We start from the raw sequence: 12,875 nt of genomic DNA, 5'->3' as shown, positions 1-12,875 counted from the left end.
AGCCAAGGCTGCACTTATACGAAAAAACCCTGAGGACGAAATCTCCTCAGGGCTGGTACAAGCGCATGACAAATAGCTCGCGCAAAAATGGGTACAAGAAACAAGCGAGCGGATTTTTCATAAATCCCCCTGCCCCCTCATCCCGTTTGCACAGGCAAACAAGCACGTGTGGTAAACGTACTGTCGTCATCCTTCTCCCATCCAGACTGTACTGTCGGCTCTGGAATCTCACCAGATCCTGCACTCCGTCGCTTTTGACAGCTAGGGAGGCTCGCGGGCTTAACACGCTACATAAGCATGATCACCGCCGGTCGGGAATTTCACCCTGCCCCGAAGGAATGTGAAGTTGTATAAAGCATATTATACTGCTGTTTTTTGATTTGACAATAGTGGAAAGTGGTAAAACGACACTTTCTATCATTTTTCCCATCTATTTAGTTGGAATTATCTCAATTTATCCGTCATTCACCCATTTCTTATCTATTTTCCACACTCAAATATTGAACGACTCCCGTTCGCCATGTTATAGTTGATGTACAATTACTGGTTTGCATAATGAATTTTTCTTTTCTGAATCGGATATAAATAAAACCGTAGGTGTTGGCGCACCTACGGCTACATCAATAGACGTTCCCACAAGGGATCGGCTCACACTTGCATATAGCGAAAAGACCGCCTAGACTCGTAAGCTCAAGGGCGGTCTATTTCTTTTTGAGGTAAGTCAGCAAAGCGAGGATGAACATGCAAAACATAAACATGAGCGTCAACGCTTGAAAAACCTCCATCAGCATCACCTCCTCGCTCTCAAGGAAGAGCGACCGCGTTTAGCAGAATGTTTTCATCCGCTCCGAAATTTATAAGCGTCATTCGCTTATAAATTCCTATACGTTCAAAAAAAGGCTGCCGACTTTCCTCGGCAGCCTAAACGGGTTTACGACCCCGCTCCCCTGTACTTGGTGACACCCCAGTTCCAAACAAGCAAACCTACCCCGAAAAAGATCACAGCCATCAATGGCGTGAGTGCCGCATACGTATACCAAACCTCTTTACGCAAAAAGTAAGCTGCCGGATAGACACCGACAAAGGCAAATGGCAGGACGTAAGTGAGCACGAAACGGATGACCTTGTTGTACACATCTACCGGATAGCGCCCGTACTGCTGGATGTTGTAAATCATCGGAGCAATCCCTGTCCGCGAATCGGAAAAGAAGCTGACAGCTGCAATCGCTGTGTACACGCCGCCGTAGATGAGCGCGCCACTCACGACGAGTCCGATAAAAATCAGCGGATCGTACCAATAAAACGACAGTTTCAGCTGGATTGCTGCATAGCCCATGATGATCAGACCGGTAATGACACCAAAAATTCGGTCCGGCGCGATCGACTCCAGACAGACCTGAGCCAGATTGTGTATCGGTCTGGTCAAAATGCGGTCCATTTCTCCTCGGATGATATAGCGCTCGTTGAAATCCCAGAAGCCGAAAAACATGGAGAACAGAGCATACGGAACCAAAAAGAACCCGTAGATGAAGATGATTTCATCACGCGTCCATTCCTTCATCATCGGAACATGTGTGAACACGACAATAATGAACACCAGGTTGATCAGCTCAGAGATCAGGTTGGACGCGAGATCACCGAGAAAATCCGCCCGATAAGCAAGTCTCGTCTTAAAATACTGACTCAGGTAGTCTGCGAAAATACCGATGATATGCTTGATGTTTTGCATGATCTACCCTCCTTGCACAACCAGCTTGCTTTTGGCTCTGCGCCAGAGAAGCAAGATGGGGACCAGAATCACAAACATCCAGATGACCTGAAAGCCAATCAGCTCCCACGACCGGGTCGAAGTGATTGCTCCTGTAAAGATCAAGCTCGGATAGTAGTTAATTGCCTGAAACGGCAAAAAGTCCATAGCCGTCTGCGCCCAACCCGGGAAAAAGCTGATAGGCAGGACAAGGCCAGACATCAGATCGACGACTACCCGCTTTGCCCGCATCATTCCGTCGTTGCGGAACAGGAAAAAAGTGAACAAGCCTGTCAGTAAGTTGACCTGCGTGTTAATCAAAAAGGCGAACATCAAGCTGATGAGATACAAGCCCCATCCTGCCGCAGTTGCCGGAAAGCTGAACGGGATAATCAGGCTAATGAGGAAAATCCCTGGTCCTGCAAAAAACAGGAACCGGAATATTCCTTCGCCAAATGCCTGCGCCGTTTTGACTGACAAATAGTTATACGGCCGGATCATCTCGATCGCGACCTTGCCCTCTCGTACATCCTGGGCTATTTCCGTGTCGATGTTATTGAAATAAAACGCCCGAGACATCCAGGCAATCGCCACATACGACGTCATTTGCTCAACAGAAAGACCGCCTAATTGCTGTTGTCCGCCGTAGATGGCTCCCCATAAGAAGTAGTACGCCCCGATATTGATGGCGTAAATGATGATGCCGCTGTAGTAGTTCACCCGATAGGCAAGCATGGTCAAAAAACGCATGCGAATCAATTCCATGTAAAGCTTACGCATGACTTACTACCTCGCTGTCTGTCGAATAAATATTGCGTACAATATCTTCCGTGCTCGTCTCCAGGATTTTGACATCACTGACCTCAAACGCAGACATGACCGTAGATAGAACGAACGGCAGCATTTCCTGACTACGCGCCACTTTTACACGTAGTGCATACTCGTTGACCTGCTCGATTGCACAGGGCATATCTCCCAAAGCACGGCGCAAATCGTCTGCCGACGTGCGCTTTTTCATTTGGAACGATACCTCGGTGCCATTGCCCCATTTTTCCTTCAGGTCATTCAGCAGTCCGTCGAAAATCAGCTTTCCTTTGTCCATGACGAGCACGCGCTTACACAGTGCCTCAATATCTGATACATCGTGGGTAGTCAGCAAAATCGTCATGTTTTCCGTCTCGTTCAAATTGCGCAGAAACTCGCGAATCTTTTGCTTGACCAAGACATCGAGTCCGACTGTCGGCTCATCCAGGAACAACAGGCGCGGCTTGTGAATCAGAGAGGCGGCTACCTCACATCGCATTCTTTGGCCCAGACTCAGCTTGCGAACCGGCTGGCTGACAAAGGGTGAAATCTCCAGCTCCTCAATCAAGCGGTCCAGCCACTTTTCTCCTTCTACCTCATCGACCTTGTAGACGCTTTTTAACAGACGGAACGACTCCAGTGGGGACAAGTCCCACCAAAGCTGTGAACGCTGCCCGAACACAACGCCAATCGAGCGAACGTACTCCTCGCGCTGCTTGAAAGGGACGTAGCCATTAATCACGATTTCGCCATCACTGGGGGTCAGAATCCCCGTCAGCATCTTGATCGTCGTCGATTTACCGGCACCGTTTTCCCCGATCAGCGCAAACATCTCGCCTTCCTCTACCGTGAAGGAAAGATCGTTCACCGCTTGTACCGTTTTGTATTCGCGGCTGAACAAATCACGAAAAGCACCACCAAGTCCTGATCTGGCTTGATGAATGCGGAACTCCTTTTGTAAATGATTAACTTGAATCATGAAAAACCGTCCTTTTTTAACGTATAAGAACGCCTTGATAGAAGTTTTCTTATACTTCGGTTGCACAACACCTGTTAGTGTATATGAGTGTTTCGATTTGTGCAAAAGGCAAACTGCAAAGAACTGTTACTCCAGATACAGCACGATTCCTGTTTTGTCATCCGACTTTTTGAAACGAACGTAACGCAAGCATTCAGGATCGCTGTTTTCGAGTGTGAGCAGATCATCAGTATAGCGTTGCAGTCCCTTATGAACGATTGGCAGGACGGTTTGCTCCCAATTTGGCTCGACACCTTCGTATGGGCGCGGCATAAAAAGCCCATCTGTCAGCAGCACCAATGCCTTTACATCAATTTTGTTCATGCGCCCATATTCAATAAAGTCCTTGGCAACAGCATCCCCGTTCAATACCCCATAACCACCCGGAGCATTTGCCTGATACCGGTTCTGCTTCAGGGTGTCCATACATCGCTCAAGAAGCTCGGGGCGCGTTTGCAAGCCTTCGCGGATGCCATCCTCCCACTTTGTAAAAGCCCTGCGCTCCAAATGGTTGACCTGTAAATGCGTCAAGGGGCGTACTGTATCGTCTGCATAAACCGCAAAAATCATGCAATCGCCGGTTTGAGCGTATTCAATATGCGCCCCTCCCACACGAACCACCGCACACGCCGCACCCCAAAGAGCTTCCTTTTTCGTCACATCGATCTGACTTGCGCTCATGGCATCACGCAACGCCTCGTTTGCTATAGCCAATGCATCCTGCAGCGATACCTCCTCTGGCAATTCCTCCAGCTGACGCTTTACAAGCTCGGCAGCTATAGCTCCCCCGGTTTGCCCCGCTTCGTTTTCATAAGGAACGAGAGCAGAGACACCGTCTACCACTGCAAATACATGCTTTGCCTGCAAAAGAACATAGGCATCCTCGTTGCTTTTGCCGCTACCCTTGATCGACATACACTCGACTTTCATAGTGGACAACCGCCTTTTTGTATGTTGTGATTTGCCCAAAAATTGTATCATTTTTCCTTTTTCACATCCAGAGCCGTTGGTCCATACCCACCCAGTCTTTTGCTGTGGTAAGATAATGAAGGACTTTTGGGACAAGAAAAGAGGGATTAAGCATGAAACGTGAACGATCCGCAGAGCTGCACAACCAGGCTTTGGATGTGATTCTTGGTGGCGTAAACAGCCCATCCAGATCTTTCAAGGCCGTAGGCGGAGGAGCCCCAGTCACAATGGAACGTGCTGAGGGAGCATACTTCTGGGACGTAGACGGAAATCAATATATCGACTATCTGGCAGCGTACGGGCCGATCATCACTGGTCACGCTCACCCGCACGTAACCAAAGCAATTTGCGAGGCGGCGTCAAACGGGACTTTGTACGGTACGCCTACTCCGTGGGAGGTTACCTTTGCAGGCATGATTCGCGAGGCGATTCCTTCCATGGAACGCATCCGTTTTAACAACTCCGGTACGGAAGCTGTCATGACCTGCATCCGTGTAGCTCGTGCTTATACTGGTCGTGTAAAAATTATCAAATTCGCTGGCTGCTACCACGGACACTCTGATCTGGTACTGGTGGCTGCAGGCTCTGGACCTTCCACTTTGGGTATTCCAGACAGCGCAGGCATTCCGCAAAGCATCGCAAGTGAAGTCATTACTGTACCTTTTAACGATAAAGCAGCTTTTGCTGAAGCAATCGAAAAATGGGGCAGTGAAACCGCGTGCGTACTGGTAGAACCGATTGTCGGGAACTTTGGAATCGTGACACCTGAGCCTGGCTTTCTCGAGGAAGTGAACCGCCTGACTCACGAAGCAGGTGCTCTCGTCGTATATGATGAAGTCATTACGGCATTCCGTTTCTGCTACGGCGGTGCACAAAACCTGCTCGGAGTGGAGCCGGACCTGACTGCACTCGGCAAAATCATCGGTGGCGGTCTGCCAATCGGTGCTTATGGTGGACGTCGTGAAATTATGGAGCAGGTAGCTCCGCTCGGTCCTGCTTATCAAGCGGGAACAATGGCCGGAAACCCTGCCTCTATCCGCGCTGGAATCGCGTGCCTGGAGGTACTGAAGCAGCCTGGCGTCTATGATGAGTTCGAGCGACTGGGCGCAATCCTGGAGAATGGCATTCGTGAAGCAGCAAACAAGCACAGCGTAACTATTCAGCTCAATCGGGTGAAAGGCGCTATGGCTGTTTACTTCACAGACGAGCCTGTACACAACTATGATGCCGCACAAAAAGCCGATGGCGAGCTTTTTGCCCATTTCTTCCGTCTCATGCTTGATGAGGGCATCTGTCTTGCTCCGTCCAAATACGAAGCATGGTTTATCACAACCGCTCATACCGAGGAAGACATTCAAAAGACAATTGCTTCGGTAGACCGTTCTTTTGCAAAATTGCAGGCATAAATACTTGAAAAACTCAGGCCGAGGTCCTTATGGTAGGTGACCTCAGAGCCGCGCCCATGACTGGCAGCCAACCATTGCCACCGTCATGGGCTTCTTTTTTCGGTCATACTAACAAATGTTACGTAAAGTATTCAGCATTCATTTGAGGAGGAGATCCTGGTGTCAAAAGGCGAAAAGACCTACCCGCAAGCTCCTGAAAAAACATTGGATTCCAAGATGAGCAGCAAAATGCTTGAAGTAACCGGATTTCAAACCCCTCGTAAAACGGAGCATCACAAAACACAAAATCACGATCGTTAAACACCAGAAAAACAGGCACATTCCACCAATTGCCAGGGGAATGTGTCTATTTTTTGTCGTTGATACACGGGCGTTTTGATCAGTAAAAAAACTTTTTCTGAATTTAAAACGCTTACATTACGATTTGCTCTTTTCGTTTTATTGCACTGAGCGAATGTTCATGCTATTCTTAACACCACAATATTTTTAGAAGTTTCAGAATTGTTTATAGGAGGTGGATGGTCAGTCAGAACTGACCGAGAAATCATGCTAAACAGAGACCAGAAAGAAACCATTGAACAATTCCACGATTATCATCGTATCGAGCACGACAGCTGTGGCATCATCTGTATCATCGAAAAACAAGGCATCCCTACGCGAAAAAATGTAGACGAGACCATTCGCTCCTTGATTCAAATGGAGCACCGCTCCGGCTTTATCGATGGAGAAGGAGACGGCTGTGGAATCTTGACCGATATTCCCCGCACACTATGGTCGAGATATTTGTATCAGGCAGGTTTAGATGGGGATTTTGCGCATAATCCTCGCTTTGCCGTCGCTCATCTATTTGTTCCACGAACAGGACATGATGCACCGCTTGTTCAGGACGAAATTCGCGCGCTTTTTACAAGCAATCAGCTTGCTATTCTACTTGAGCGTGAAAATGCGGTTAACTCGGACGTGCTTGGGAAAAACGGGAGGAAAGATGAGCCAATATTCTGGCAAATAGGCATTTCCGCTCCTGAAGGCTTGACCGAAGCAGAATACAGCAAGCAGCTGTTTGAAATCCATACAGCCATTGAGTCCACGCACTATGTTCACGTCGCTTCCCTCAGTCCTGTAAGCAGCGCCTACAAGGTTATGGGAGCGGCCAATATTTTACCTACTTATTTTGATGATCTGGCGAACGAGCAATTCCTCTCCTCCGTCACAGTCGGTCATAATCGCTATTCCACCAATACGTTGTCCAACTTTTTTCGGGTCCAGCCATTTTCGCTACTCGGACACAATGGAGAAATCAATACGATCAGCAAGCTGGAAGAGGAAGCCCAGATGCTCGGGGTTCCTCTAGTCGATGGCGGCAGTGACTCGCAAAATGTAAATCGGACCATCGAGACGTTTATTCATCGTTATGGACTTACCCTTTTTGAAGCGATGGAAGTCGTCTTTCCTCCGATTCATCATGAAATAAAGCTGCTCCCCGCTCATCTCCAGGATCTCTATGTATACCTTCGCCAGGCATGGGGACATTTTGCCCAAGGTCCTGCCGGCATCGTTTCCCGCTATTCCAACGAATGCGTATTTAGCGTAGATGCTCTCGGGCTGCGTCCGCTCTGGATGGTTGAAGGCCCTACCTCTCTGTACTTCTCATCTGAGCAGGGGGTGATTCCCGTGCATCAAATGGCAAGTGAGCCAAAATCGCTTGCTCCTGGAGAAAAAGTGGGTGTCGTCCTGCATCCCGGCAAACCAATTGAGGTGATTCCACATCACCAGCTCCAGCAAACGGTCTATGAGCGCTTCTCGCAAAAAATCGAGAGCACTGGTGCACGCCAGCATCTCCACTACCTGTATGAATCAGATGTGCTTACTACAGAGCCGGAAACCGCTGCTCCCACCTCTTCCGTTTACAGTGCATTCGGCTGGGATCGCGAGCAGGTGCAGTTGATTGAGCAAATGGCAACAAACGGAGTAGAACCGATTCGTTCACTTGGTCACGATGGTCCACTCGGTGCTCTTTCAAAAGAACGTCAAAACTTGGCTGATTTCATCAAGGAAAGCGTTGCGGTCGTAACAAACCCGGCCATTGACCGCGACCGGGAGATGGAGCATTTCTCTACCCGCGTCGTGATTGGCTCACGCGTCCCTCTTTCGCACAAATCAGGCACGTATCAGCGTATCGAGCTGCCTTCTCCTCTACTTGTGGAAGGGCAAGCCTTGCAAAAAACGGCTACGGAGCAAAATTCGCTTTCTTTAGAGCAGGTAATCCATCACTTTAACAACCATCCAGCAAGCATCGCGATATTATCCACGCACTTTACCATTGACGATGGTTATGCGGAAGGACTGACCAAGCTTACGCAGACTGCGGTTCAAGCAGTCAAAAACGGCGCGGCTCTGCTCATTCTCGACGATACCGACGCCCATCAGGAAGAAAAATACTGGATGGACCCACTGCTCGTGATCGCTGCTGTCGATCAGGCCCTCAAAGCTTCCTTTGACCAAGAAGGCATCAGTCTGCGGCGCAAAGCCAGCCTGGTTCTGCGATCCGGAGCGATCCGCTCGCTACATGATCTAGCGCTTTCCATCGGTTCTGGAGCGGATGCTGTCTCCCCTTATCTGATGTTTGCAACGGCAGCTGCCAAAAACGGCTATGTGTCTGCAAGCAATTTGTACGGGGCGCTGAACAAAGGACTGGAAAAGGTCATTTCTACCATCGGCATTCATGAGCTGCGCGGCTACGGGCGTCTCTTCTCTTCCATCGGTTTGCGCCAGGAAGTAGCTGAATCACTCGGCATTGTGAACTTCTGCGGCTCCGAGCAAGCAGGTCTCTCGTTTGCCGATCTGCAAGAGGACAGTCTCCGCCGCTATCATGATTTTTCGAGTGAAACAGCACGCGAGTCGAAAACCTTCCATATCTTCCCGCGTCTGTGGAAGCTGATCGGTCAAATGGCAGCAGGTGACATCCCTTACTCCGATTATGCCTTGAAGCTGGATGAAAACGAACGGGACAATCCGATTGCCATCCGCCACGTTGCTGACTTCAACTTGGAGCAGGCGAGGCAGCACGTCGATCCTGAGCAGGTAGATATTAGCGTCGGAGAACATTCCCTGCCATTCCTGATTTCGTCTATGTCTTTTGGCTCGCAAAATGAAACGGCCTTCCGTGCTTATCCGGAAGCAGCCCATCAACTCAATATGATTTGCATGAACGGCGAAGGTGGCGAGATCAAGGATATGCTCGGTCACTATCGCCATACACGCGGCATCCAGGTCGCGTCTGGTCGCTTTGGTATCAATATAGAGCTGGCAAACGCCGCATACCTCTTGGAAATCAAAATTGGCCAAGGCGCAAAACCCGGTGAGGGCGGTCATTTGCCCGGCTCCAAAGTAACGGCAAAGATCGCCGCTGCCCGTAATGCGACGATCGGTTCGGATTTGATTTCGCCATCCAACAACCACGATATTTACTCGATCGAGGATTTGGCGCAGATGATTACCGAGCTGAAAACCGCCAATGACAAGGCAAAAATTTGTGTGAAGGTGCCGATTGTTCCAAACATCGGAACGATTGCCGTCGGCGTAGCCAAGGCAGGTGCCGATTATATCACCCTCTCCGGCTTCGATGGCGGAACAGGTGCGGCCCGTGTCCATGCACTCCAGCACGTAGGCTTGCCGGCAGAGATCGGGGTAAAAGCAGCTCACAATGCACTCTTGGAAGCTGGACTGCGCGATCAGGTGGAGCTGTGGGCGGATGGCGGCGTAAAAAGTGCCGCAGATGTCGTCAAGCTGATGCTGCTTGGTGCCAATCGGATCGGCTTTGCTACGCTCGCCATGATTGCCGTAGGTTGTACGACTTGTCGTGGCTGCCACCTGGATACATGCCACGTCGGAATCGCTACACAAATCGACAACGTAGAGGAAGCTCACGAAAAAGGATTGCGCCGCTTCGTACCACGTCAGGCTGATCTCGCCGTATCCGGGCTAAAAACGTTCTTTACCTTATTTGGCGAGGAAGTACGACGCATTACCGCTACTCTCGGTTTTACGCGTACACAAGACCTCGTCGGACGCTCTGATCTATTGGTACAGAAGCGTCTGCTGGAGAAAATTGATCTGACTGCTCTGCTGATGGTACACCCTCTCTATAAAGCTGCGGATATTGCCCAGACGGAAGAAGCCGAGGAGCGTGTCCTCGTAGCCGCGGGTGCCTTAGTGAGTGCTGCTGAGAGCCGTTATTTCAGTGCAGATCGCCCTATTCAGGAGACGTTCACCAGCATTCTTTCAGGAGAGCGGGTTCTGGGGAGTCGCTGGGCAGGAGCGCGGGTAGAAAACCATCTCGATGGCAGCTACACGTCGTTGCCAGAGGTATCCTTGAATTTTGTCGCAGGCAGTGTACCAGGTAATGGTTTGGCTGCGTACAACGTCCAAGGCGTCAACATCCGTGTCGAGGGTGGCGCACAGGATGGCGTTGGCAAAACGAGCTTTGGGGGTCGCGTCTCTGTCCTCAAGGCAAAAGGGCTCGAAGGTGCCTATGTGAATGGCTCTGTCGGAAAGAGCTTTTGCTATGGGGCACAAAAAGGACTGTTCGTTGTTCAAGGAAATGCGGATTCCCGTGCCTGCATCCGTTTCTCTGGTGCCGATGTTGTCTTTGGCGGAGAGATTACGAAGCCAATTCAAGATGAGCTTGGCGGTATTGGCTCGCGCGCCAATCTGAAGGGCTTTGCTTTTGAGTACATGACAAACGGGCGCGCTGTTGTACTGGGCGATCCGGGTCCTTGGATTTGCGCAGGAATGACCGGCGGTGTCATCTACGTCAAGCAGAGCCCGGAGATGGGCTTTGACCAGGCAGCATTGGAGCGACGCATTGCCAAAGGGGCAAAGGTCTTCCTCTACAAGCTGGATCAGCAAGGGGTCAGCGATGTGCAGGAGCTGCTTGGTCACTATAAGGAAGAGCTGCTTGCCACCGAGCAATACGAAACGGCTGGCCGTGTACAAAAATGGATCGATGAGGCTGAATCGCAATTTATCATGATTTCGCCGAAGAAAGAGCAGGCTGACCCATCTGTGTCTACAGAGTGATATTTCATAGAAGAAATAAAGGCACTCCTTCCCTTTAATGGGCGGAGTGTCTTTTTGAAATTGCACATCCATGTGCTTTTGTGTACATATAAACATACGTTAATATTGTCAAGGAAGGTCAGAGATTGTACAATAAAAAATGAAACCACCATGATACTTATTCGTATAAATGGATATGGGACACACTGAATGAGTATGGCTTGCACTTTTGTATAGATAAAAAAGAGGAGTGAATGTTCAATGTTCTTCCACCCCATGGATATTCTGATTTTCATCGCATTCGGACTGTCGCTCTGGGCGCAATTTCGTGTCAAGGGAACCTTCAACAAGTTCGCTGAGGTCCCTACTTCCTCCGGGCTCACCGGTGCAGAAGCTGCCAGACGTATGCTTGATGCCAATGGCTTGACCAGCGTTCCAGTAGAGCACATCCCTGGTACACTAACGGACCACTACGATCCAATGTCGCGTGTCGTGCGCTTGTCTGATCCCGTATATTTCGGCAACTCTATCGCTTCTTTGTCGGTAGCATGTCACGAGGTCGGTCACGCGATCCAGCACAAGGTTTCCTACCCGATGCTGGTTGCACGTCACCGTATTTTTCCACTCGTAAATCTCGTTTCTGGTGTCGCTCCATTGCTTTTGATTGGTGGTCTTCTGTTTCAAATGTCGGGTCTTCTGCTGTTCGGGATTATCTTCTTCTCCGCAGCCGTTGCCTTCCAGTTGATTACACTGCCAGTTGAGTTCAACGCAAGTAGCCGTGCAAAGGAACTGATGGTGAGCATGGGCTTTATCCGCAATAGCGAGGAAGCTGGCGCGAGCAAGGTTCTCGGCGCTGCTGCCCTGACTTATGTTGCGGCTGCTCTGATCTCTGTTCTGGAGCTGGCGAAGTACATCATGATCTTCAACAGATCTGACGACTAAACATCTGAATCGAACCTTTTGAAGCCCAAGGTACAGTCTCTCTTTCACGGGAGATTGTACCTTTTTTAGATTCACTGCGTTACAATTACGGGGGAGGTTGTTGCGATGCGCATCGGAATTATTGGATTAGGCAGTATTGGACAAATGCTGGTGAAGGCTTTTTGCAAAAGTAACATCCTTTCACCTGAAAATGTGATTGTGTATAATCGCACACAGGAAAAAGCGGATATCCTACATGCTGCGTATGGCATTGGCGTCGCTTCGAGTGCTCAGGAGATTTGCGAGCAAGCGGACCATATTTTTCTCTGCACGAAGCCGCTGGATATTTTGCCACTCTTAGGCGAGCTTACTGTATCTGCGGAAAAGCATGTTATCTCCGTTGCGGCAGGTGTGAGCATTTCTGATTTGGAAAAAAGCCACACTGGTCCTGTAAGTAAAGTCATCCCTACTGTGACCTCTCAGGAATTACATGGTGTTTCTTTGTTTACATGCAGCACACAAGTGAGTGCCGAGCAGCGCAGCGAATTTGTAAACCTGCTTTCTGCAATCGGCACCGCACAAGAAGTAACGGAGGATGTCATCGAGACTGCTACCATCATCAGCAGCAGTGCCCCAGGCTTGATTGCAGGCATACTCGAATCCTTTGCGGAGGCGGCTGTACGCAAGTCACCACAGCTAGACATAGACACAGCTCGCAGTATTTTGGTGGAAACCATGCTCGGTACCGCTTTGCTTCTGAAAAATGAACAGCTAGGCTTCGATCAGCTGATCACGCAAGTAGCAACCAAAGGCGGGATTACAGAGGAAGGGCTGCGCGTCTTGGATAAAACTCTTCCTGGCGGGTTTGACGAGCTGTTTGCGATGACAGAGTCCAAGCATGCCATGCTCAAGGAGCTCGTACAAAAACAGATTGCAAAGTAGCATATCGACA

Annotated in this window: 11 protein-coding genes and 1 riboswitch; of the genes, 5 read left to right on the top strand and 6 right to left on the bottom strand. The window is 49.7% G+C overall.

Annotated elements, in window-relative coordinates; translation table 11 throughout:
* Window positions 1-46 precede the first annotated feature (46 nt).
* From ADS79_RS35165 to ADS79_RS03040, 6 genes are all read right to left on the bottom strand, one after another.
* Window positions 47-190 carry a hypothetical protein gene (locus ADS79_RS35165; protein WP_161807250.1) on the bottom strand — a complete coding sequence of 48 codons (144 nt, stop codon included), beginning with the start codon at window positions 188-190 and terminating at the stop codon, window positions 47-49.
* Window positions 186-342: riboswitch (FMN riboswitch) on the bottom strand. Its footprint overlaps the gene before it by 5 nt.
* Before the next feature lie 359 nt (window positions 343-701).
* Window positions 702-785 carry a putative holin-like toxin gene (locus ADS79_RS36380; RefSeq protein ID WP_255323349.1) on the bottom strand — a complete coding sequence of 28 codons (84 nt, stop codon included), beginning with the start codon at window positions 783-785 and terminating at the stop codon, window positions 702-704.
* A gap of 146 nt (window positions 786-931) precedes the next feature.
* Complete coding sequence (locus tag ADS79_RS03055) at window positions 932-1,729, bottom strand: ABC transporter permease (RefSeq protein WP_049736930.1); 798 nt, start codon at window positions 1,727-1,729, stop codon at window positions 932-934.
* A gap of 3 nt (window positions 1,730-1,732) precedes the next feature.
* On the bottom strand, window positions 1,733-2,527 hold the full coding sequence (locus ADS79_RS03050; protein ID WP_049736929.1) for an ABC transporter permease: 795 nt from the start codon (window positions 2,525-2,527) through the stop codon (window positions 1,733-1,735).
* Entirely contained in the window at window positions 2,520-3,530 is a 1,011-nt protein-coding gene (locus ADS79_RS03045; RefSeq protein ID WP_049736928.1) for an ABC transporter ATP-binding protein, read from the bottom strand. The genes ADS79_RS03050 and ADS79_RS03045 overlap by 8 nt, the downstream gene beginning before the upstream one ends.
* Before the next feature lie 126 nt (window positions 3,531-3,656).
* Window positions 3,657-4,499, bottom strand: a complete 843-nt coding sequence (locus ADS79_RS03040) for a protein phosphatase 2C domain-containing protein (protein WP_049736927.1) — start codon at window positions 4,497-4,499, stop codon at window positions 3,657-3,659.
* 152 nt (window positions 4,500-4,651) lie between these two features.
* On the opposite strand from ADS79_RS03040, the gene ADS79_RS03035 reads away from it, so the two are divergent.
* The 5 genes from ADS79_RS03035 to ADS79_RS03020 all read left to right on the top strand — a co-directional run bounded on the left by ADS79_RS03035 (window position 4,652) and on the right by ADS79_RS03020 (window position 12,865).
* A complete protein-coding gene (locus ADS79_RS03035) occupies window positions 4,652-5,944 on the top strand; it encodes a glutamate-1-semialdehyde 2,1-aminomutase (RefSeq protein WP_049736926.1) in 1,293 nt (430 codons plus the stop codon).
* A 159-nt stretch (window positions 5,945-6,103) separates the two neighbouring features.
* Window positions 6,104-6,244: a hypothetical protein gene (locus ADS79_RS35535; protein ID WP_162839504.1), complete on the top strand. Its 141-nt coding sequence runs from the start codon at window positions 6,104-6,106 to the stop codon at window positions 6,242-6,244.
* Between the two features lie 246 nt (window positions 6,245-6,490).
* On the top strand, window positions 6,491-11,023 hold the full coding sequence (locus ADS79_RS03030) for a glutamate synthase-related protein (protein WP_049736925.1): 4,533 nt from the start codon (window positions 6,491-6,493) through the stop codon (window positions 11,021-11,023).
* A 240-nt stretch (window positions 11,024-11,263) separates the two neighbouring features.
* Window positions 11,264-11,944, top strand: a complete 681-nt coding sequence (locus tag ADS79_RS03025; protein ID WP_049736924.1) for a zinc metallopeptidase — start codon at window positions 11,264-11,266, stop codon at window positions 11,942-11,944.
* A gap of 105 nt (window positions 11,945-12,049) precedes the next feature.
* Window positions 12,050-12,865 carry a pyrroline-5-carboxylate reductase family protein gene (locus ADS79_RS03020; protein ID WP_049736923.1) on the top strand — a complete coding sequence of 272 codons (816 nt, stop codon included), beginning with the start codon at window positions 12,050-12,052 and terminating at the stop codon, window positions 12,863-12,865.
* Window positions 12,866-12,875 lie beyond the last annotated feature (10 nt).

It is taken from the genome of Brevibacillus reuszeri (assembly GCF_001187725.1).
In the GTDB taxonomy this organism is placed as follows: Bacteria; Bacillota; Bacilli; order Brevibacillales; family Brevibacillaceae; genus Brevibacillus; species Brevibacillus reuszeri.
Note: the sequence above shows the minus strand (reverse complement) of the source record. Positions and strands in the feature narration are given on the sequence as shown.